The organism is Bradyrhizobium sp. CCBAU 45384 (assembly GCF_028128665.1).
GTDB classification, from domain to species: Bacteria; Pseudomonadota; Alphaproteobacteria; order Rhizobiales; family Xanthobacteraceae; genus Bradyrhizobium; species Bradyrhizobium manausense.
Genome location: NZ_LBIZ01000090.1, coordinates 38,109 through 59,161, shown reverse-complemented (window position 1 = coordinate 59,161; position 21,053 = coordinate 38,109). Strand labels below are relative to the sequence as shown.

The 21,053-nt window shown below is 59.4% G+C and carries 22 protein-coding genes and 3 pseudogenes; 15 read left to right on the top strand and 10 right to left on the bottom strand.

Features of this window, described 5'->3' with window-relative positions; translation table 11 throughout:
• Positions 1–53: 53 nt before the first annotated feature.
• Together XH80_RS07420 and XH80_RS07415 are read left to right on the top strand one after the other, a co-directional pair.
• Positions 54–1,028, top strand: coding sequence for a Gfo/Idh/MocA family protein (locus XH80_RS07420; RefSeq protein ID WP_271598012.1), 975 nt, complete (start codon positions 54–56; stop codon positions 1,026–1,028).
• A 44-nt stretch (positions 1,029–1,072) separates the two neighbouring features.
• On the top strand, positions 1,073–2,143 hold the full coding sequence (locus XH80_RS07415; protein ID WP_271598011.1) for a Gfo/Idh/MocA family protein: 1,071 nt from the start codon (positions 1,073–1,075) through the stop codon (positions 2,141–2,143).
• An 80-nt stretch (positions 2,144–2,223) separates the two neighbouring features.
• Here the strand turns inward: XH80_RS07415 and XH80_RS07410 are convergent, their stop codons facing one another.
• Positions 2,224–3,093: a MurR/RpiR family transcriptional regulator gene (locus tag XH80_RS07410; RefSeq protein WP_271598010.1), complete on the bottom strand. Its 870-nt coding sequence runs from the start codon at positions 3,091–3,093 to the stop codon at positions 2,224–2,226.
• A gap of 491 nt (positions 3,094–3,584) precedes the next feature.
• Here XH80_RS07410 and XH80_RS07405 point away from each other — a divergent pair, with 491 nt between their 5' ends.
• The 7 genes from XH80_RS07405 (at position 3,585) to XH80_RS07375 (ending at position 8,750) form a co-directional block, all read left to right on the top strand.
• On the top strand, positions 3,585–4,394 hold the full coding sequence (locus XH80_RS07405; RefSeq protein ID WP_271598029.1) for an SDR family oxidoreductase: 810 nt from the start codon (positions 3,585–3,587) through the stop codon (positions 4,392–4,394).
• A 209-nt stretch (positions 4,395–4,603) separates the two neighbouring features.
• Entirely contained in the window at positions 4,604–5,383 is a 780-nt protein-coding gene (locus XH80_RS07400) for an ATP-binding cassette domain-containing protein (protein ID WP_442868597.1), read from the top strand.
• A gap of 10 nt (positions 5,384–5,393) precedes the next feature.
• Positions 5,394–6,476, top strand: coding sequence for an ABC transporter permease (locus tag XH80_RS07395; protein WP_271598009.1), 1,083 nt, complete (start codon positions 5,394–5,396; stop codon positions 6,474–6,476).
• A gap of 54 nt (positions 6,477–6,530) precedes the next feature.
• Complete coding sequence (locus XH80_RS07390; RefSeq protein ID WP_271598008.1) at positions 6,531–7,535, top strand: substrate-binding domain-containing protein; 1,005 nt, start codon at positions 6,531–6,533, stop codon at positions 7,533–7,535.
• A 248-nt stretch (positions 7,536–7,783) separates the two neighbouring features.
• On the top strand, positions 7,784–8,005 hold the full coding sequence (locus tag XH80_RS07385; RefSeq protein ID WP_271598007.1) for a hypothetical protein: 222 nt from the start codon (positions 7,784–7,786) through the stop codon (positions 8,003–8,005).
• Positions 8,006–8,030: 25 nt separating this feature from the next.
• Positions 8,031–8,198, top strand: coding sequence for a hypothetical protein (locus XH80_RS07380; RefSeq protein ID WP_271598006.1), 168 nt, complete (start codon positions 8,031–8,033; stop codon positions 8,196–8,198).
• Positions 8,199–8,477: 279 nt separating this feature from the next.
• The gene (locus XH80_RS07375; protein ID WP_271598005.1) at positions 8,478–8,750 is read left to right on the top strand and encodes a hypothetical protein; all 273 of its coding nucleotides are present in this window, start codon (positions 8,478–8,480) and stop codon (positions 8,748–8,750) included.
• Positions 8,751–8,945: 195 nt separating this feature from the next.
• On the opposite strand, the gene XH80_RS07370 is transcribed toward XH80_RS07375, so the two are convergent.
• Together XH80_RS07370 and XH80_RS07360 are read right to left on the bottom strand one after the other, a co-directional pair.
• Positions 8,946–9,413, bottom strand: a complete 468-nt coding sequence (locus tag XH80_RS07370) for an FkbM family methyltransferase (RefSeq protein WP_271598004.1) — start codon at positions 9,411–9,413, stop codon at positions 8,946–8,948.
• A 612-nt stretch (positions 9,414–10,025) separates the two neighbouring features.
• Positions 10,026–10,808, bottom strand: a complete 783-nt coding sequence (locus XH80_RS07360; RefSeq protein WP_271598003.1) for an IclR family transcriptional regulator — start codon at positions 10,806–10,808, stop codon at positions 10,026–10,028.
• A 344-nt stretch (positions 10,809–11,152) separates the two neighbouring features.
• Between XH80_RS07360 and XH80_RS07355 the strand changes: the two are divergent.
• Together XH80_RS07355 and XH80_RS07350 are read left to right on the top strand one after the other, a co-directional pair.
• A pseudogene (locus tag XH80_RS07355) lies at positions 11,153–11,347 on the top strand (acyl-homoserine-lactone synthase); the annotation flags it as partial.
• Positions 11,348–11,350: 3 nt separating this feature from the next.
• Positions 11,351–12,172, top strand: a pseudogene (locus XH80_RS07350) (DUF3363 domain-containing protein).
• Between the two features lie 8 nt (positions 12,173–12,180).
• On the opposite strand, the gene XH80_RS07345 reads toward XH80_RS07350, so the two are convergent.
• From XH80_RS07345 to XH80_RS07335, 3 genes and pseudogenes are all read right to left on the bottom strand, one after another.
• Entirely contained in the window at positions 12,181–13,530 is a 1,350-nt protein-coding gene (locus XH80_RS07345; protein ID WP_271598002.1) for a GSU2403 family nucleotidyltransferase fold protein, read from the bottom strand.
• A 165-nt stretch (positions 13,531–13,695) separates the two neighbouring features.
• Entirely contained in the window at positions 13,696–13,851 is a 156-nt protein-coding gene (locus XH80_RS07340) for a hypothetical protein (protein ID WP_271598030.1), read from the bottom strand.
• Between the two features lie 146 nt (positions 13,852–13,997).
• Positions 13,998–14,620 (bottom strand): annotated as a pseudogene (locus XH80_RS07335) (SOS response-associated peptidase family protein); the annotation flags it as partial.
• A 208-nt stretch (positions 14,621–14,828) separates the two neighbouring features.
• Between XH80_RS07335 and XH80_RS07330 the strand changes: the two are divergent.
• Positions 14,829–15,044: an AbrB/MazE/SpoVT family DNA-binding domain-containing protein gene (locus XH80_RS07330; protein ID WP_271598001.1), complete on the top strand. Its 216-nt coding sequence runs from the start codon at positions 14,829–14,831 to the stop codon at positions 15,042–15,044.
• A complete protein-coding gene (locus XH80_RS07325; RefSeq protein ID WP_271598000.1) occupies positions 15,031–15,369 on the top strand; it encodes a type II toxin-antitoxin system PemK/MazF family toxin in 339 nt (112 codons plus the stop codon). The genes XH80_RS07330 and XH80_RS07325 overlap by 14 nt, the downstream gene beginning before the upstream one ends.
• 212 nt (positions 15,370–15,581) lie before the next feature.
• Here the strand turns inward: XH80_RS07325 and XH80_RS07320 are convergent, their stop codons facing one another.
• The 3 genes from XH80_RS07320 to XH80_RS07310 all read right to left on the bottom strand — a co-directional run bounded on the left by XH80_RS07320 (position 15,582) and on the right by XH80_RS07310 (position 18,542).
• Positions 15,582–16,040 (bottom strand): helix-turn-helix domain-containing protein, encoded by a 459-nt coding sequence (locus XH80_RS07320; protein ID WP_271597999.1) that lies wholly within the window; start codon positions 16,038–16,040, stop codon positions 15,582–15,584.
• A 116-nt stretch (positions 16,041–16,156) separates the two neighbouring features.
• On the bottom strand, positions 16,157–16,984 hold the full coding sequence (locus tag XH80_RS07315) for a phosphotransferase enzyme family protein (protein ID WP_271597998.1): 828 nt from the start codon (positions 16,982–16,984) through the stop codon (positions 16,157–16,159).
• Positions 16,985–17,540: 556 nt separating this feature from the next.
• The gene (locus XH80_RS07310; protein WP_271597997.1) at positions 17,541–18,542 is read right to left on the bottom strand and encodes a 4-hydroxyproline epimerase; all 1,002 of its coding nucleotides are present in this window, start codon (positions 18,540–18,542) and stop codon (positions 17,541–17,543) included.
• A 422-nt stretch (positions 18,543–18,964) separates the two neighbouring features.
• On the opposite strand from XH80_RS07310, the gene XH80_RS07305 reads away from it, so the two are divergent.
• Together XH80_RS07305 and XH80_RS07300 are read left to right on the top strand one after the other, a co-directional pair.
• A complete protein-coding gene (locus XH80_RS07305; protein WP_271597996.1) occupies positions 18,965–19,870 on the top strand; it encodes a helix-turn-helix domain-containing protein in 906 nt (301 codons plus the stop codon).
• 36 nt (positions 19,871–19,906) lie between these two features.
• Positions 19,907–20,569, top strand: coding sequence for an HAD family hydrolase (locus XH80_RS07300; RefSeq protein ID WP_271597995.1), 663 nt, complete (start codon positions 19,907–19,909; stop codon positions 20,567–20,569).
• A 332-nt stretch (positions 20,570–20,901) separates the two neighbouring features.
• On the opposite strand, the gene XH80_RS07295 is transcribed toward XH80_RS07300, so the two are convergent.
• Positions 20,902–21,051: a hypothetical protein gene (locus XH80_RS07295; RefSeq protein WP_271597994.1), complete on the bottom strand. Its 150-nt coding sequence runs from the start codon at positions 21,049–21,051 to the stop codon at positions 20,902–20,904.
• Positions 21,052–21,053: the final 2 nt, after the last annotated feature.

Here is a 21,053-nt window from a genome sequence, read left to right as displayed (position 1 = left end):
CTTGCCCTGGATTGGCGGGACAATATTGGCACGAGACAGGGTGTGGAGGCGAAATGAGCATCGGGATAGGAGTCATCGGAACAGGTGTGATGGGCGCCGAGCATGCTCGGATACTCCGACAAGAGACCCCTGGTGCTCATCTTGCGGGGATTTTTGACGCGGACGTGGCTCGGGCGCAGGCAGTTGCCTCTGGAGCAACCGTCTTTTCGAATCCTCAATCGTTAATCGCGTCGGATCAGATCGACGCGATCGTGATTGCATCTCCCGATTCGACACACGCGTCGCTAACACGCGCATGCATCGCGGCGGGCAAGCCGGTTCTCTGCGAAAAGCCGTTGGCGTCTTCAGCAGCTGATGCCCGGGACGTGGTGCAGGCAGAAGTCGGTTTGGGACGTAGGCTCATTCAGGTCGGATACATGCGCCGGTTTGACCCTGGCTATCGGGAGATCAAGCGCGTCAAAGACGCCGGTCACTTGGGTAGGGCCGTGCTATTGCACAACGTGCACCGCAATGCTCGCGCGCCGGATTGGTTCAACGGCCCGATGGCCATCACGAATTCGTTCGTCCACGAGATCGACGTTAGCCGTTGGCTCCTGGGATCGGAGATGGTTTCTGCGCGCGTAGAAGCGGGGCCGGGCGGCGAACCCCTCATGATCATGATGAAAACCGACAAGGACGAGATTGTTTCGACTGAGGTTTTCGTAAACGCCAGCTACGGCTATCACGTCCATGTCGAGTTGGTAGGTCGGCAAGGCACGATATCGCTGGCTCCGGCATCGCTGACGTTGCTGAACAGGGACCGAGCTGGTGGTCTTTCGTATCCGGACAATTGGGTGCCTAGGTTCGAAGAGGCATACCGCAGGCAGATGGCCGATTGGGTCAGCGCAGTGAAAACCGGTGCCTCAGTCGGAGCGAGCGCATGGGATGGCTATGTCGCCTCGGCCATTGCGGAGCAAGTCGCTGAGGCACTCGCCGGAGGGGGTGTGGCAACCCTGAAATATGGACCGCGTCCTCCGTTGTATGATTGATAGCGAGCGAACGCCGTTACCCGCTGGACCCGGGAGAGGGAACGATGATCAAGTATGCAGTTGTCGGCGCGGGCTGGATTTCGCAGCAAGCCTTTCTGCCAGGGGTTGCGCAGTCCGCAAACTCAAAGGTCGCCGCGATCGTGACGGGCGATCGGGACAAGGCCGCCCGTTTGGCGGATTTCTATGGTGTCGGCCGGATCGCCGACTATGACGGATACGATGCGCTTCTAAGAAGCTCTGAGATCGATGCAGTGTATATTGCTCTGCCCAACGACTTGCATGCAGACTACGCAATTCGCGCAGCTCGAGCCGGCAAGCACGTTTTGGTCGAGAAGCCGCTGGCCACAAGCGAAAAGGATGCTCTCGCCATGATCGCCGCCGCGCGTGAAGCCGGCGTATTCCTGATGACGGCGTACAGGCTCCACAACGAACCCGGAACCGTCGCGGTTCTCGAGCACATTCGCAGCGGCGCGATCGGCCAACCGCTTTTCTTTCAATCGATTTTCAGCTTCCAGGCAGCGGCAGGCAACCACAGACTTAAAGCTGCGAGTTGGGGTGGCCCGCTCCAGGACGTCGGCGTCTACTGCGTCAATGCGGCTCGTCACATCTTTGCCGAGGAGCCGATCGAGGCAACGGCCATGGTTAACCGACCGATCGATGACCCGCGCTTTCGCGAAGTGGAAGCATCCGTCGCAGCCTTACTGCGTTTTCCTTCTGGCGGTCTGGCGCAATTCGTCGCCAGCTTCGGGGCCACTGCTGTAGACACTTATCGGGTTGTCGGAAACTCGGGCGATCTCGAACTCGACCCCGGCTTCAGGTTCGAGACTGCAACAAAACTGCGCTTGCGCCGCGACGGCGATGTCCGAGAAATCACCTTTCCGCAGACCGACCACTTTGGTGCGCAGGCGGAATACTTTTCAGATTGCATCGAGCGTGGAACGCCGCCGGAGGCTGATGGCGAGGAGGGCCTGGCGGACTTGCGTGCGCTGGTCGCAATTGAAAAAGCGGCCCTGACCGGACAGCCACAATCCATTGCATCTCCTCCACGTGGCCGCCATCCAACGCCCGACATGGTGCGAATGATCCCAGCAACCGATCGGCGACTTGTTTTGTGAGGCGCTGCGTGCCGTTCGGGCCTTGCCGGATGACGAAAGTCGAGAACGTGACGAGCCACCGCAACCCAGCTCGAGTTGCTTTATCGACTAGTAACTGTTGGGATCCGCGGGTTGATGTCCTTCTGTAGTCTTGCTGCCAGCGCCACCGTCAAGGCCTGGGCAAGGCACATCGGAGCGGCAAGGGAACGCGAAAACGTGTATTCATGCTCTGGGACGGCGAACAGAACGCGGGCACTCTTTGCCAGTGGAGACAGTGTGCTGTCCGATATCGCGATGATGGGAATCCCATTGCGCCCGGCTTCGTCCACGACATTGACGACCTCGTTGGCGTAGAACCGGAACGATACCGCCAAGAGCACGTCCTTCTTGCGGATCGTGCGCCCGATGTGTGTCGCGAGTCCGCCGCCTGCGTCGAGCAAAACGCAGCGCTTTCCCAGCATGGTCAATATGTAACGAAGGAATTCGACGACGGGTGCCGAACGCAATTGCCCGATCAGAAAAACGGAATCGGCCTTTTCAAGGAGGGTGACCGCGTCCGCGAGAGCTTTCGGCGAAATGTCCGCGAGCATGTCCTGAAGGGAGGCAATGTCCCGAACCACCAAGTCGCGCAGGAAACCAACTTCGCTACGATCGGCGCGGGCACCCAACTCGATGTCCAGAGCTTTGATGCGGGCCTCGAAACCCGGGGCGGCGGTTGACAGGCGCCGTTGAAATAAGGCCTGCAGCTCCTTGAAACCTTCATAGCCAAGTGACTGGGCAAAGCGCACGAAGCTTGAGGCGTGGATGCCGCAGCGATCGGCGATTGCGTTTACCGACAGGACCGCGACATCATTCGGGTTCTGGGTCAGATAAACGGCAATCTTTTGATAAGACTTGCTCATGTCATCATGGCGATCGTGGATGACACGGATCAATTCCTCATAGTCTTCCGGTGTCTTCACGCCCTGCATTTAATGTGCTCTCGTCACTGGTTTCATAGTGTGCGGATGCTGACAACTTCTCGTTCGGAACGTTGTCCTCTCCAAAAATTCAGCAAGCGCCAGGGCGTCGGCATTTGGTCGAGTATCAGCTGCACAGCCTGGCCGTTGACCGGACCGGTCAAGGACCAAAGAGACTCGCGCGCCCTCGCATCACCATCCCTGGCGGCGGAGCACATCATCGATAGCGCCGGCGAACATTTATTGACACTTATGCATATCCGCAATATCTCTTGCAAGCAAATCGAACATTCGTCGGCGTTCATTGCGGGCGTTCGCGACGCTGCGCCGTCCCAAGCGACATTCGACGACGGATACCGCGCGCTCATGCTCGCGGAGGCAGGTCGAGTCCGGCAGGACCGGAAGAAGGTCGGAGTTCGCAATATCGCGTGCACCTTGAGGGTCCCTTTGGCGTCGAGCAGCAGCGACACGCCGAGCAGCGCTCCGACTCTTGGAGAACCCAAATGACTTCGATGCATGGAAAGATCGCGATTGTCACGGGGGGAACCCAGGGGCTCGGTGCCGCCATCGCCAAACTGTTCGCCGAGCGTGGCGCGCAGGGCATCGTCACGTGCGGTCGTGATGAGGCGAAGGGGCGAGCAAAGGCCGATGCAATCGCCACAGCCACGGGCGCTGCCGTGGTATTTGTGCGCGCTGACCTGACGAAGACCGAGGATTGCGCCAGAGTCGTTGCTGAGGCGGACAGGGCCTTCGGGCGCGTCGACGCCTTGGTGAATGCTGCGGGCGATACGAGCCGCGGCACCATCATCGATACAAGCCCAGAATTATTTGACAAGATCTTCGCCGTCAACGTGCGTGCCCCGTTCTTTCTGATGCAGGACGCAATCAAGCTGATGCGCCGCGACAAAGTGCAGGGCACGATCGTCAATGTCTCTTCAATGTCGGCGATGGGTGGCCAGTCCTTCATTGCGGCCTATTGCGCATCGAAAGGCGCGCTCGACACGCTGACGCGAAATACTGCCCATGCGCTGCTGCGCAACCGCATCCGTGTGAACGGTCTCAACATTGGTTGGATGGCCTCAGAAGGCGAGCTCAACACGCAGGAGGTCTACCATGGCCGGTCCGCGAGTTGGCTCGAAGAAGCGGCCGCGCGGCAGCCTTTCGGCCGATTGCTCGATCCCACCGAGGTGGCGCGCGCCGTTGCGTTCCTGTCCTGCGATGAGTCTGGAATGATGACGGGGGCCACGATCAACTTCGATCAAAGCATCTGGGGCGCCTATGATGCGTCACCGCATCCGGAAGCGCCGCTCTGAGACGATTCGAGGCCAATGGCTTTTCTCTGCGGCAAGCGGGCGACGGCATGGACGGGATCGCGCCAGGCAAGCTGGACGTGGTCTTCCTACACTTGCGATGTCCAGCATTCCGGCCAAGCCGCCATGAGCGTCCATGCAAGCGCCCTCGCCAGCATGTGAAATAGGTGTTGCAGGATTGCAGGGTATGCAATATTGGTTGCAAAAAGACGATGCGGCCGGATAGAGCCGCCACCGCATGGAGGGAACGCGTGGCTTTGCTCGATGTGCGAAGCATCTCGAAGAGCTTTGGTGCTATTCGGGCGCTGTCCGATGTCAGCTTTTCGGTTGATGCGGGGGAAGTGGTCGGGCTGATGGGCGACAACGGCGCCGGCAAGTCGACCATGGTGAAGCTGATTGCCGGAAACTTCCCGCCGACCGAGGGTGCCATCGTCGTCGATGGCAAGGAATGCCATTTCCACAGGCCGATCGAGGCTCGGGCCGAGGGCATCGAAGTTGTATATCAGGAGCTCGCGCTCGCCGACAACCTCACGGCCGCGGAGAACGTCTTCCTCGGACGCGAAATCAAGAAGGGTTTCGGGCCGTTCCGCATCCTCGACAAGCAGTCGATGATCGGGCGCGCCGGCGAGCTCTTCGCGGAGCTCAAATCGGAAACGCGTCCCCGGGACCTCGTGAAGAAGATGTCGGGGGGGCAGCGTCAGGCCGTTGCGATTGCCCGGGCCCGGCTGTCTAATGCCAAGCTCGTCCTGATGGACGAGCCGACAGCCGCCATTTCTGTACGACAGGTCGCCGAGGTGCTCGAACTTATCCGCCGGCTGAAGTCTCGCGGAGTATCGGTGATGCTGATCAGCCATCGCATGCCTGACGTGTTTTCCGTCTGCGACCGTATCATTGTGCTCCGGCGTGGCTCAAAGGTGGCCGACAAGGAAACCGCGACGACCTCGCCGGAGCAGATCACCGGCCTGATTACGGGGGCGATCCGTGAAGCCTAGTTCTGCCAAAGTGATAGAAGAAACACACGCCGCAATCAGTGATGTCGTCAGCATTCGCGAGCAGACCACCTTCCAGCGCCTGGTGGCCAATCAGGCAATCTGGGTCGCAGCCGCACTCTTGGCTCTGGTGATCTTCATGACCTGGCTGGAGCCGAGCTTCGGCACAACCGACAACGTCACGAACATTACGCGCAACTTTGCTCCGCTTGCGATCATGAGCCTTGGCATGACTGTTGTCATCATCACGGGGGGCATCGATCTGTCTGTGGGCTCGGTGATGGGGCTCGTTGCCATTGTCACCGGGTTGCTGCTGACCTGGCATCATTCCTGGTATGCCGCCTTCGCAGCCGGACTCCTCGCGGGACTGGCGTGTGGAGCCTTCAACGGCTTCTTCGTTGCCTATGTTGGCATGCCGTCCTTCGTCGTGACACTCGGCATGCTGTCGATCGCGCGCTCCCTGGCCGTGGTGCTGTCCGGCAACCAGATGCTCTACCAGTTTGGTCCGGACGCGCCGATCGTCAGGGCAATCGGCCAGGCGAAGTGGCCGCTCCATGCGCCAGCTGGCTGGGCTCCACGCTGGATTCCCGAGCTCTCATCCCATTTTTGGGTGATGCTGATCCTTGCCTTCATCCTTGGCGCCGTCTTCATATTCACAGCCTGGGCGCGCCACCTCTATGCGCTCGGCTCCAACGAAAACGCTGCGCGCCTGACCGGCGTGTCGGTCGACTGGATCAAGTTTCAAGCTTACCTGTTTTCGTCATTCACGGCTTCCATTGCTTCACTGCTGCTCCTCGGCTACAGCGGCTCGGCCATCAACGCGATGGGCACCGGCTACGAGCTTCGTGTGATCGCCGGCACGGTCATCGGCGGCGCCAATCTGATGGGCGGCTATGGGACCGCCTTCGGTGCCGTGATCGGTTCGGCGTTCCTCGAGGTCATTCGCAACGCGCTTCTGATGGCCGGCATCGATTCGAACTGGCAAGGCGCGTTCGTTGGCATGTTCATCGTCATTGCCGTGCTGCTCGGCATGCAGACGAGCGGGACGTCGCTTCTTGCTGCGTTCCGCGAGTGGATTGTTTGGAAGCGTAGCTAGAAATCCGATGGCAATAAGGTCGGAGACTGGGAGTCAACAAAAAGGGAGGAGAACGTGCATAAGCATCTATTGATGGCCGCCGTGGCGTTTTCAGCGTTCTTGGGAGGACAGGCCAGCGCGCAGCAGAAGTTCACCTTTGCGCTCGTTCCCAAGAACATGAACAATCCGTTCTTCGATCAGGCGCGGGACGGCTGCAAGAAGGCGGAAGCCGAGTCCAAGGGCGCGTTCCAGTGCATGTATATCGGCCCCGGAGAGCATGGCGGCGGCGAGGAGCAGGTGCAGATCGTGCAGGACCTTGTGGCCAAGAAGGTGGACGGCATTGCCGTGGCACCGGCCAACGCGGCGGCGATGGCCGTTGCGCTGCAGGCCGCCAAGGGCGCCGGCATTCCCGTGTTGACCTGGGACTCCGACGTTCTCCCCGAGAACAAGGATCTGCGCCTTGCCTATATTGGCACCCACAACTACGAGATCGGCGTCAACATCGCCAAGATCGTGCAGACCATCAAGCCGAAGGGGGGCACGATCTGTATCCAGTCCGGCGGCGCAGCTGCAGCCAACCACAACGAACGCATGAAGGGTATCCGTGACACGCTTTCAGGCAAGGAATCCGCCCAATCGCCTGGGGAGCGGCTGACCGGGCAGAATGGCTGGAAGGAGATCGAGGGCTGCCCGCTCTACACCAACGACGATTTCCCACTGTCGGTGCAGCAATTCCAGGACATTATGGCAAAGAACCCGAGCCTGGACGCGTTCACGCCGACGGGCGGCTTCCCGCAATTCGTACCGGACGCTAATCGCGCTGCGGTTGCGCCCTTCAAGGACAAGATCGGCAAGAAGGACTTGGCGTTGGTGGTTGCCGATACGCTGCCGGTTCAGATCGATCAGATGAAGGAGGGGCTGTCGCTCGGCCAAGTCGGGCAACGTCCGTTCGAGATGGGCTACAAGACCATGTTCGCTTTGAAGGACGTCAAGGAAGGCAAGGCTCCGCCTAAAGATCCGACCTATACGGGTCTTGACGTTTGCACTTCCAAGAACGTCGATACCTGCATCGCAAAGTAGTTTCGATGGACGGCAGCGGGCTAGGGAGCTGGCCCGCTGACCTCATCGGCGATGAAAGCGAACGTAGCCGCTCGCATCTCCGATCTACCCGACCACTATCTAGTGAAGGGGCGGCTTGCAAAGCGGACTATTCTTGCCGACCTTGGTAGGCCGCCATCGTCGCTGGCCTCGCCGATTGCGTCGTGGTGTTCCGGTCATTGGCCCAAGGCTAATTGGTCGTTTCGGTCAGACCAGCAGTATCAGACGCCGTGTCGGGCGAGAAGGCCTATCTGATGCCTTATGGTGTACTGGCGTCGCCGCAGCGCTTTGCCATGCGCGTTCGCCGTTTCATGCACGAGTACGGCGTGCGCCAGGAGGCGCTGCGTGCGATTGCACTCGCCTCCTACCATCATGGGCAGACCAATCCGCCGCGACATACGTGGCAAGCCTCTGGATCCCGACAGGTACGACGCTTCACGATGGATCGTTGAACCCTTTCATCTCTATGATTGCTGCATGGAGAATGACGGCGCGGCCGCGCTCGTGCTCGTCACTGCCGAAGGCGCCGCCGAGTTCCGGAACAAGCCGGCCTACCTGCTGGGCGCGGCGGTCGGCTCTGGCCATCGCGCTGGAGCTGCGCCGCACAATACTCCACGGCGCTCCTTCAATCTGCATAACACCTGAAAGGTTCGGCGTTTCGCATATCCCCTCGCGCCACAACCGGAAGCCTAAGAGAAAGAATGTGTTTCGCGCTTCGGCGGTATTTACCAAGGTACCTGCGCGCTGCCTTCAACGAAGTTGAATGCAATAGCTTCGCTTCGTTTCAATGCGTGCGCGGTGAAGCAGAAGTCGCGGAGCGTTGCACATTTGCAACCCGCACAGCCGCTCGAGGTAGTAAGCTGGGCATCAGAATGACTGAAACATATTTCGTGCTTTCTTCAATACGATCAGCGGGGGCGAAAAGTGTTTGATGTTTATCGAAATGAGAGGCGCGACTTTCTCGTTCTAAGCACTGGCTGTGCGATACCCTCGGTTTGCTGTCAGAATAAGTGGCGCAAGAGCAGAAAAAGAGTTCTCAAAGTCAGCGACGAGATCAAGTCAGCCGTTCAAAGACAGGGCTATTACGTTCGCAGCTTGCGCGGCCAACGAGTGCATGATCTAGGGCGAGCGGCAGCTTCTACCGTCCATCCCAAAGGAGCGCCGGGTGATCCTGACGACCGATGCGGAGCGCGATGATGATAGCAACGACTATTCTGTCGTACCTGTCCCGCAGCACATTCTCTTGAGGATCATCTAGGGAAATGCTGAGCCATCTTAGTAGGTATTGTGGAGCCGATAGCCTCGGGCGGTAAAAAGAGGAAATCTCTGTGGCCACCTGACCCGAACTTGCAATGCTTGACGTCATCGGGATCGACATAGGGCTAGTATCGGTCACCGAGAAACATCACCTCGGAATAACGCAGATTTTCGAAGTAACCAAAAAAGGTCGGAAGCTTCGGCCGGAACGGCTTCAAACTGGATCACGGGTCGGCTCTTTGTTATGGTCTGCTCGGTTCCCGAGAAGACATTCAATTCGTGCCCCTCAACGTCGCACTTGATGAAGCGCAGATCCGGCATGTGCATGCTGTCGAGAGCGGCGAGTTGGCAGGCCATGCGCTCGACGCCATGCTCAGGGTTATCGGTCTTCGCAATTCCGGCGCTTCTCTTTCTATCGCTCGCGGAAGGCGCGCAGGCGGCTGGCGACGGCACGGGCGTCTTGCGCTCGGCTTGAGTCTGGCCGAATGCGTCTTGTTCGGGATGGGCGTGATCTATTCGTACTTTTCGCTGATCGGTGTTCCGATTGCCCAGGCTTTGCTCGGGAACCAGGGTGTCTCGCTGCTGAGCCAGATTCATCGCCATTCACACGATCGTCCTGAGTCCCCTCGCTAGGCTGTTGCTGGCATTCGGCAACAGCGCAAGGGGATGCTCGAAAGGGCTTGATCTCCGTGACCAGCAACCCATGACAGTCGCTCTGGCCGCCGGCCTTGTCTGGCGCCGAATCGTATTTTTCGGGCGATGCGGCGTCCGACCTCAAGGGACTGGCCGAATATGGTCTCGACGTCCGTATCGTCGACGGTCCAATCGGCGCGGCCTCGGCTTTGAAGCTATCCTACGCTGGAATTACCAAGGGGTTGGTGGCGACCGCGATGGTGCTTGCAGCCGAACGCGAGGGAGCGGGGTCGGCGTTGAAGGCGGAACTGGCCTTGAGCCAGCCGTGGCGCGGAGTTTCCGGAAGCGCTAATGTACAAGGCCGCAGCCGGCCTCTATGCCGCCGACGTCGCGGGCGATCGTGAGGCCTGCAAGCGCATCGACGCGTTCCTCGCTTCGTAGCGGTCCTGACGGCGGGCCTTTTTGTCCCTCCAAGAGATGCTGGTCTGGTGGTCGCTTCGGGGGCAAAGTTCTCTAGACGATTTCTCGCGGGTGCTAGCGGACGTCTTCCGCCAACTATGATTCTAGGAGGGAGGTGATGGGCTAGTCGCCGTTCTCGACCTTACCGCCAAGAGCACGAGTGGCGCGGGACGCGCTGGCGAGCAACGATTTCACCTGCGCACTTGTCGACTCGGTCTGCATGGACGCCCGTGTGCCGGCCAAGCTTAACGTGAACCGGAGATCGCCGTTCCAGTCCAGTACGGGTGCCGCAAGAGAGACATAGCCGGCGAGATCGGAGCGGACGATGGCCGTAAAGCCTTTGCGCTTGAGTTCCCGGCTTGCGTCTTCCCTGAACTTGCAGACATCGGGTTTGCCGCCGAAGGCTGCACCCCATTGTTGTTCAATTAGGGGCGCCGTCAAGTTCAATGGCATTCGGGCCGCATAGATCTTTCCTGCAGCAGTCGTCAGCATCGGGATCAGCCCGGTACGAAATTCGAAGGCGCCTCGCTGGTCTCCATCCTGCTTGAACAGACTGATCGGACCGTCGTCGGTCCATGTGGTGACGGCAGCGCTTCGCCGCGTTGTGTCGCGCAGAATGGTCACCTCCCGGCGGACGACTTCAAAGCCGTCGATCTGCTGTATCGCGCTGACACCAAGGGAAAGTGCCGCAGGCCCCAGTCGATAGAAGCCGGGTTTCTCATCAGCGGCAGCGAGTCCGATCCTCACCAGGCTCACTAGATAATTGTTCGCAGCGCTGGTCGTCAGTTCCGCCAGCGGCGCGATATCCTTGAGAGCCATCGCCTGCTGGCTCTTTTGCAGAGCGTTGAGGATACGAAAGGCAACTTCAACCGACTGAATGCCTCGGCGGGGCTTCTTTTCCTGCATCTGCTTCTTTCAGCGGTCCGGGATTGAAAATCCGGATTGACACAAACGCACGCGGCTGCATTTTACAACAGTAAACAATATCTTCGATAGCATTGAAGGTGGAAGGGAGGACGGGGGTGTCTCTCGGTGCTATCCGGAGCGGGCTACACGGTCGCTAGCTAGTGACATGGATCTCATGCAGCGCTTCTATGAAAGAGCGCTGGGGCTTCCGGTGGCATTCGGGATCGCAACAACTGGTGTCAGTTCAAGGCCGGACAGGTTTCATTTGCCTTGAGCTCGCTGCCTGAGGCGGCCGGAGGTGCGCGCGGCAGCGTGATCGTTTTTGACGCTCGACCTTCACTGACGCCCGTATGGAGCGCATCCTGAGGCGTGCCGGTTGGCCGTTGGAGCGGCTCTGTGAGGCGCAGGCGGTAGGGTCGACCATGGCGCTTGCAGGATTTCTTCGCGATTCAGATCAAGTGCTCTCGGCCATGTACCGGCAGGCCGAGGTCGATGGACCGGTTCTGATTTCGTCCACTTCGGAACGCAAGGCGGACTGATCTCTGGTCGGCGATGTCTCGTCCTATGGTGGCAGATCCGGCAGGGCCACGACATCTGGTTACTCTGAACCGCTGGCGATCGACCTGACGATCGCAGAGGTCGCCGCCCGCCATGGCGGCAGTTACAGCGATCGGCTGCATCGGGAATTCGATCCCCAGGCGTCGGGCGAATTTGTCGGATCCCACTTGCGGCAACTGGAGGCGATGCGGCGCGAAGGCATGGTCGGCCGTCTCGCCGACGGCAGTTGGAGTTGTTGGGAAGGACTATCTGGATCGGGCGCTTCGATACGAGCAGTTCCAGCGATCGGGCAATCCGGTGCGGGTCACGGTACTGTCATGGCAAAGGTTCGAAGACCCGCCGCAGGCGCTGGGCGCAACCTGGCTTGTCGCAAGCTTGTTGGGAAGGAATCCGAGGAGCTCGCGTCGACGGGCTTCGGCGCGGACGTCGAGACCGCGCTACGAACGAGGCGGCAACGGCTGATCGGGCAGGGGTTGGCGCGAGAGGAAGGGGGCCAGGTGCGTTTTGCACGGAAAATGCTCGAGACGCTCGAAGCGCGCGAGTTGGCACGGACTGTCGCTAAGATCTTCGCGCGCACCGGCCTTGAACATGTCGATGTCAAGTCTGGCGACAAGATCGACGGCGCCTAGCGGCTTATGCTGACGCTGAACAGCGGGCGGTTCGCCCTGATCGAGCGACCCCACGAGTTCGTGCTCGTGCCCTGGCGGCCGGTGCTGGAGCGAGCACGCGGGCAACTGGTCACCGGTCAGGTCGGCGGGGAGGGCATATGCTGGTCGATCGGCATCAAGCGCGGGATTGGACGATGACGAAGAACTTACTTCCGTTTGGGCGCTCGTCGGGCTGAAAAGCTATCGACGTCGGATGTCTTGACCAAAACGCCGCCGGGCTCGTCCACCGGCGCTGAGAGGTACTTGGCGCGAGCGATCTCCTCGATCCTCGACCTGTTCTTGAGGAACGCTTGCAGGCGGCCGTCCTGCCCGAGGCCGTCGGCGCCGAAATGGTCGTCCAGTGCCTCGCGGCTGACTGCGCAGTTGACCGCGCCGCCGGGCGCTTGGCCCTGGAACGTCACGACATCGCGGCTGAAGTCATAGCGAGCAGGAGGATTGTCGAAGGAAAGATCCATGTCCGGAATGATCGAGCGAGGCGCGGCAATGGTCTTGAGCACTGCGTCGCGAACCGAGGCCGCAAGGAGAGCAAGCCCTTCGAACATCAATTGGCGCCATTTGGGATCGCGACCATGAGCCTCCTCCCAGGCCGATTTCAGCTCATGAGGTCGCTTTTCTGCCAGAGCCGCGAGCAGGGCCTCGGACTGCTGCAGGTCCTTGTCGCGTTTGGCAAGCCCCTCCGGGCGCCTGCGGGAGATGATGAGCTTGTGGACGGCGTAGCGCGCCGGCGCCGGCACGTGCACATAGATTCCGGCGCCATGCAGGATGACCGCGGGCTCGGGTTCGCGGATCAGGAAGTCAAGGAAGCGCAGCGGCTGCGCGTCTGTGTTCAGGGCGGGCAGCTTTTGGGGACGGGCGGTCTCCTTGCCCTCGTGGGGCGTGAGAAAGTCGACGCGCAAGCCGCCCTTGGCGGCATAGCTCGTCACACGCCGGCCATCAGATACGTGAGGGACGGCACGAAAGGATCTGTCGACTTCCTTCAGAACGTCCAGAACAAGCGGCGTGGAATTCTCAACCGCCACCGAGACGTTCTTGAACTGCGCGATGTCCATGTCGCCGGCCTGCAGCGAGCCGGCTGAGAGGCGAACGCCGAGCATCGCGGTATAGGTTTGGTAGGCGATCGTCCCGACGAGCACGCCGCGAAGGCGAAACACCCCTACCTTGGCGAGCGCTGCGATGACGTCGCCGATCTCTGGAATGGGACGAGGGAAGCTGAATGAGCGGACCAGCGTAGAGACAAGCGCCCGGCGTTCACGCTCGTCTTCGCGAACCTCCTTATGGCGGGCAATGCGCTCCAGAAGCTCTGGCGTCTCGGGCCCGACATAGCGCTGGGACCGATCGGCGCCGGTGCCGGTCTGGAAGTACCAATACTTGCGGCCATTGATGTTCTTGGCCGTGAATGAGCCGTTGTCTGCGAAGGCGTTCTGGAAGGCGGCGTTCGCGGCGCGCTCCAGGAGCTCGACGTAGGTCGTCTGGGCAACCAGGGAGGGGGCCGGCATGGTCGTTTTTCGGATTATACTCAGTCCGCGGATTGAGTATAAACGGAGTGGAACCCGGGGTCCAGTACGTTATACGCGTTTCGCGAAATGAGTATAACGCCGATCAACCCTCCGTTACATTGTTTCGTGTGGGGAGATCCGCGAGCGGATTGAGCAGATGACCAACTATTTTATCTCGCTCACGGTATTGCGGACTACGGCCCGGTCCTTTGCCCAGCCATGCTCCTCGCATTCGTGGATCGCACCGGCCTCAAGGAGCACGGACATGGCCCAGCCCCGCAGCGTCCGGATTGCGGGCCGCCGTTCCTTCGTCATCAGCATCGCGTTGGCTCCTGCGGGGGACGAATCCTTACGACCCCATGCTCGTTCCGGGCGGTTAGCACGGGGCAGGGATTCGCAATCGGCAGGGCGGCGGCTTGTCCACCTGTTCCGCGCGGTCTGTGCAGAACGTTATGCTTGCGGCGCGGGTCTCCCTTCTCGCCAGTCGCCACGATCTTCAACGCCCCATCGGGCAGCGGTCGTTGCAGCGCTTCGGCTTCATCCCACGGCGCCCGCATCCACACATCGTACTCCTCGGTCGTGGTGAGGATCACCGGCATGGCCTTCGGATGGACGCGCTTCACCTCGGCATTGGGTTCGCAGGTCAGGAACCCGAAGACGTCGATGTTGACCTCGCCTTCCTTCGCCTTGCGAACGCTCGTCCAGTTCGTCCAGATGCCGGCGCAGGCGGCGAGGGGACGAGATTCATCAAATGCGAACCACACCGGGACCTTCTTGCCGTCAATCGTGTCGTACTCGGAAAACGATGTAAGGGGCACGAGGCAGCGATTGTCAGGCCCGAGCCAACGCTTCGGTGGCTGCTGCTTGTGTTGCGGATGTTCGTGGTGCCGCTGTCCGGCTCCATCCGAAGCAACTCCTTGAAGTCTACCGTCTTGCCCTTGGCCTCGAGTTTCTCCGCGCGCTTCTTGGTGGCGTCCATCAAGGCCTTGGACGACGAAGGCATTCCCCATCGCGCCATTGCGATCTCGCGTCGTCGGCTGCATTGCGGACAATGGGGGGCAGGATAGTCGGGAAAGATGCCCGGCACGCTCCTCTCCATCCGAGACCTGACGATGTGGGGGTGGTGAGCGAGCTGCAGCAACGTCGCGGCAGGGCGGCGGCCCGCCTTAGTTTAGAAAGGGATCGCGGGCGGCGCCGGCCTAGTGCGCCGTTAGAGATATTGCCAAGCAAGAGCTTCCACGGCTTGAAATTGAAAGGAAATTCCTTACAGTAAGGAAAGTCCTTGACCGGAGTTGCGCATGATTACAAGTAAACTGACTACCAAAGCTCAAACCACGATCCCCCAGGCAGTCCGAACCGCTCTGCGTCTGAAGGAAGGTGATGAGATCGCTTATACGATCACTGGTGATAAGGTCGTGCTGACAAAGGCTGAACCTGCTCTGGTCGATGATCCCTTCGTCACCTTCAGCGAATGGGACAGCGAGGCAGATCGGAAAGCCTATGGCAGTCTTTAAGCAGGGTGACGTCGTTAGGGTTCCTTTCCCGTACACTGATCGATCAACTCGTCAGCATCGCCCGGCACTCGTTGTATCCACAGGAGGCATCGGGGAAAATGGAAACCTTATTTGGGTGGTGATGATCACGAGTGCTGAAAACAGAACATGGCCCGGGGATCTTGCAATCAGTCGCTACGAAGAGGCCGGTCTGCCTGCTCCCTCCATCATTCGACCTTGTAAGATCGCGACGATAGAGGCGCGCCACGCGGAACGGCTCGGTCGCATCAAGCCTCGTTTGATGATCGAAGTTTTATCAGAGATGCGCAGCATTCTGGGTAGCTGATGGGAGGATGGTGACCTTTCTAATGAGCGTCTACACGAGCGATTCGCATAACCTTCATTATGGAATATCCGAAGCTGAGCTGTGTCAGAGTCGCAGCTGCCGAAAGGACTGTCCAGCTAATTTACTGTCGTCCGGTTTGCGAGCATCGCCATCGAATCGTTTAGAGCGATTCGATATGTGGCCTTATGCGGTGAAACGGTTTGCAAACAAGCTTACAGATGCTCCGCGTCCCGCTCGGCGAGATTCGCAAGCGCGTTGCCTCGCTTCTCATCACGCGCGCGCTTATATGCGAATAGGTCCTCTGCCCTAATTCTGCGATGACGCCCCACCGTCACGAGCTGAATTTCGTTCTTCTCGAGCAGTGAGACCAAAAACGGACGCGACACATTCAGGATGTCGGCAGCTTGCTGAGTAGTCAACATCTGATGTACAGGGACGAGCGTTACCGCATCGCCGCGACCGATATGACGAAGCAATTCCATCAAGAGACTCGACAAGGCCGGCGACAAGGTTATCTCAGCAGCCTGCTGTGCATCGTCGAGCACTCGCAGCTTGGCGTCTCCCGTCGCATGCGAAGCGAGTATCTGACGAAGTTGGTTGGCTGCCGCCTTCTCGCTCGCGGAAGGCAGGCCAGTACCTCCCAGCTCTTCAGCGTAGGCTGGCATCGTCATCGTATTTTCTCCCCTGTACGGCGGCGAGGGTGCAAGTGCAAGCCTCGTCGGCTTCCTGTCATTCGTGTCGGAACGTTGCGCCTGCCTAATGAGCGCGGCCGTAAGTCGTTCAGTGCTCATGTCCATGCAAACCTGGACAGGCGACTTCCCAAGGCAAAGTCGAGGGTATCTCGGGCAAACTTGGCAGTGGCAACCTTGACCTCGTGCGACATGGTGATGTTCTGACATAGAAATCTAATGTTGTTTATTTCTTTGCGGAGCAAATTCACTCGCAGATCGTGTTCACTCAAAGGGAAGTCATATTCGCCTCGGTATCCCTCGAGAAAGCCTGCATAGATGAGCGCTTCCGCCTCATTGCCCTCCGCCCTCAGGGCCCAAATAAATGTCGCTATGTCGTAGGCTAGTGGCCCATGACCAAAAAATTCGAAGTCAAAGAGTACCGCCGTCCCGTCGCGGTTGATCGCATTGCCAAGCCAGGCATCGCCGTGGCAGATACCGTCCGAAGCGGAAGGCGTGTCGGATAGCTGCTGGACCAAGCCGGTAAGTTCTTCAAACACGGGGCGAATCATCGGGTCAATTTCACCCTCACCGCTGATGGCCAGCATGCGCGTCGGCCCTTTGATTGGTGTGCGATGCAGCCGGGCCAGCGAATGTCCGAAAGCGCGCGCGTCATGTGCTGTCGAGGCGAGCACAGATCCAGCAATCGTGTGGGTCAGCAAAACATTGTATTCGAGGCCATTGACAATGTGCGGGCCATGGACAGAACACCCGTCGATAGCTACCAGCTCACAGCATGGTATGTCCTGCTCACGCAAGGTCGCGATCAAAGCGGCTTCGTTTATAAGGGCCTTGCGGCTGTGCAAGGAGGTCGGCGAGAAGCGAACGAAGGCGTCATCATAATCGCTGACGACGCGAAGAGTTTTGTTAACGCCGTCCGTGATCATTCGGACGGTGCCAGGTGCGACACCGAACCACCGGGCCGCGAGTACGGCAAAGGGTGACATGTTAGAAGTGCCCTCTTGGAAATTTTTCGGTCGCATAGAGAATTGATAGAATCGGAGAGTATGGATTTCTAATGTCCGCTAGATCGCCGACCCTCTCCGTACGAATGGCATCCGCCCTGAGGATGCCCATATCGATCAGCCTTGAGGTCGACAATGTTTGGATCACGACGTCGCCGCTTTGCCAAAGCGATCGGTCAGAGGCGTCCTTCAGGGTCTCCTTGTCAGGAAGTCCCAGGGTTTTGCTGGGGCTAGGCATCAACGCATTCACCGGATCGAACCGCTACGGGTTTGCCGAAGGCCATTTGGTTTGAGTTCTGCCGCCATGGCCGATTGTTCCAGCATGGCGTCGCAGCGTTACTCGGGTTCGAGGGCGTTCGAACTCGACGGCCTCAAAGCTGTAACCCGCGCCAATGCATGTCGATTTCAGTTCGGAGACGTCCAGCGACTTTCGGGGCGAGCTCGTGGAGGGTTGGAAGAGGATCGTGGCTTCGGACTTTCATTTCACGACGAAGCCGTGGGCGTAGGGATCGCGATCGTCGATGAAGATCGTATTGATGCCGGTCATGCGGGCCCAGCCGGCAATTGAGGGCACGATCGCGTCCCGGTTGGCGACCCTGGCGGCGGCCTCGACTCGTCCTTTGAACAGCGAGCCGATGATCGATTCATGTACAAATTCGTCGCCAACCTGTAGCCTGCCTTTGGCGGCGAGCTGCGCCATGCGCGCTGAGGTGCCGGTACCGCACGGTGAGCGATCGATCGCCTTCTCGCCGTAAAAGACGGCGTTGCGCCCATGCGCCTCCAGTTTCGTCGGCTTTCCCGTCCACTGAATATGGCTGAGACCTTTGATCTCCGGATGCTCGGGATGGACGAACTCATACTTCTCATTGAGCGCGGCGCGTAGACGCCGCGACCACGCCACCAGTTGGTCGGCGGTATGGTCGGCGATGTCGCGAAAATACCTTTGCGGTTCGACGATGGCGTAGAAATTTCCACCATAGGCGACGTCCACGATAATTTCGCCGATACCATCGACCTCGGCCGTCAGCCCCTCCTCGTAGAGAAAGCCCGGGACATTACTGAGACGCACCTCCTCCACGAAACGGCCTTCTTGGCGGTAGGTGATATCGACCCTGCCAGCCGGCGCGTCGATTGACAATTTTTCGGGTTTGCGCGGCGTTATCAGGCCATTCTCAATGCCCATCGTGACGGTTCCAATGGTGCCGTGGCCGCACATCGGCAGGCAGCCGGATGTTTCGATGAACAACACGGCCACATCGCAATCCGGACGTGTCGGTGGATAGAGGATGGAGCCCGACATCATGTCGTGTCCGCGCGGCTCGAACATCAGGCCGGTGCGGATCCAATCATAGTCGCGCAGGAAGTGGGCGCGCTTTTCAAGCATGTTCGCGCCCTCCAGATGCGGCCCCCCGCCGGAGACGAGACGCACCGGATTGCCGCAGGTGTGACCATCGATGCAGGAAAATGTGTGGGTGGCCATGGTCAGAGTCTCCGAAGCGAGAGAAGAGAGAGGTCGCTGGCGGGCATTCGCCCCTGGCACGCGGCCGGCGACAAACCGGGCAGCTGTCGGCCGACTACCGATGCTCCAGAGCACGCCAAGCGAATAGAGGCGACGCAATCCTAGGAGCTTTCGACAGAGAGTGGTTGTATGTGTTGAACCACGATTGATCAATTCAAGCCTCGAAGAAATTGCGTCGACGAGGCAAATTGAACTCAACGCGCTTTCTGCGCCATCTTGTCACGTTCGCGAGAAAGTGACCGACAAAGCGTCGCACCTAAGAGTAATTCTAAGAGACAACAACCCAGAGTTTCAACAATAAATCCCGCAATGACGCGGGCAAAGGGAGTTACCTGCCGACGGCAATGACCGGATAGTCGCCGGCGGCTCGTTAAACGCAGAGCATGAACGATTTCGGCCTCTATGGCGAGCGGCTCGCCACACTTTTTCCGATGATCCAGCAGCCCCGCTCGGGACTCGTCAAATCGCTGCAGAAGGGAACGTTCGCCGCTGTACGAATGGCCCATTTCGGGCGGGCTAGCGATCCGACCCTGCCATCACCGCCCGACGAGGCGTTCGCGCTTTGTCTGCGGCTGCGACATCAGCGAGCAGAGGCGTGGGTCGATGGGCGCTACGCGCGCAAAGGTGCTATGAAGGATGAGATCAGCATCTACGATCTGCGATGCGAGACGATCGTCCGCTTCCAGGATCCATTCGATTTCCTCTATTTGTACCTGCCGCACAGCACTTTGAACGGGCTTGCCAGCGAGTTCGATGCCAGCCGCATTCAGTTCGACATCGCAGCCGGTTTGAGCATTCGCGATCCGGTCGTGGCGCATCTCGGCAAGTGTCTATTGCCGGCGCTGGAGAGGCCACATGAGGCAAACGAACTGTTCGTTGGCTATGTTGCGATGGCGCTCAATACCCATTTCCTTCGCAAATACACGACCATCCTGCCCGTCGATCGCTTGCAACGCAGCGGCCTGACACCCTGGCAGCTTCGGATCGCGAAGGACGTGATCCGTGCCCATCTCGATGGTGAGGTTTCTCTCTCACGTATCGCGAGCGAATGCGGTTTGTCGGCAGCCCATTTTGCCCGCGCTTTCAAGATCAGTACGGGCACCCCGCCCCATCGTTGGCTGATGGATCAGCGCATCGAGGAAAGCAAGCTCCTGCTCTTGGGGTCAGCATTGCCGCTCACCGAGATCGCAATCAAATGCGGCTTCTCCGACCAAAGTCATTTCACGAGGGCATTCTCGGCGAAGATCGGGACGACACCCGGGCGCTGGCGACTCATTCGAAAGAGCTGACGGTGCCGCACCCTCGGCATGGTGCTATGATAGCTGATGATCTCTGCTGTTTTGTTCGATCTTGACGAGACGCTGCTCGATCGCACCACGTCTCTTGTGGCGTTTTTGGGCGATCAGCACTCGCGCTTCGCAGCAGGTCTTGGCTCTGGCTCGTTCGAGGCATGGCGTGATCGCTTCCTCGAGCTCGACGCTCGCGGGCGCGTTCCCAAGGCAGTCGTTTATCGCTCGCTGCTGGCAGAATTTCACGGTGATGCATCGCTCGCTGAAACGCTGCTGTCCGATTACCGAACGCGCTGCTCGCGCTTCGCTCGCCCATGTGACGGCATGGCGAGCACCCTGATGTTGCTCCGCGCAAAGGGATTGCGACTGGGTGTCGTGACTAACGGAGAGACCGAGTTCCAAGTCCGGCATGTGGAAGCGCTCGGGCTCGATAGTTTAGTGGACGCAGTACTCGTGTCGCAGACTGAAGGTTTCAGGAAACCGGATGCAGCCCTGTTCCGTCTTGCCGCAGGCAGGTTGGGAGTCGAGCTCGCCAATTGCCTCTTCGTGGGCGACAACCCTGTGGCCGACATTCTGGGAGCCGACGCAGCTGGAATGGCAACGGCATGGTTCCGGTGCGGACAGGAGTGGCCGCCGGCCCTGCCACCCACTCCTGGTTTCGTAATCGACCGGCTTTCTGATTTGCTGGAGCTTGTGTGACTGCATCCACATGTCCTGTGGCTTTGCTGCCGGGTCGACGGGCAGTCAGCAACGAAGGGGACTATGAGAGTTCCCGTCACACCAGCTGCCTTGCTTTGATCACCTCTCGCGTTGAGGGGGACGCGGCATTGCTTCGACAACGAGGGACGTCCGTGCGTGCGAACGCTGCTCAAAGTTGCTCCAGAGCATGATCCGGAAAAGTGTGGAGCGGTTTTCCGAAAAGATCCTGCTCAAACAAGGAGCTAAAGCGCGATGATGATTCAGCCCAATCTCATCGCGCTTTAGTGGCGGTCTCCGTCGCAATCCTGAGCACAATGCTCTCGTTCATCGTCTTAGATGGCATCTTGGAGATGCAATGGAGAGGACGCATCAAATACTGAGCGCTGCGACAGGGCTGTTTCGGCGGCAGCGGCTGTCGGAAGCGAGGCAATCAGGACAAGTGCCGTCACGGCGGCATGCAGCAGCGATCGATATTCCGTCATCG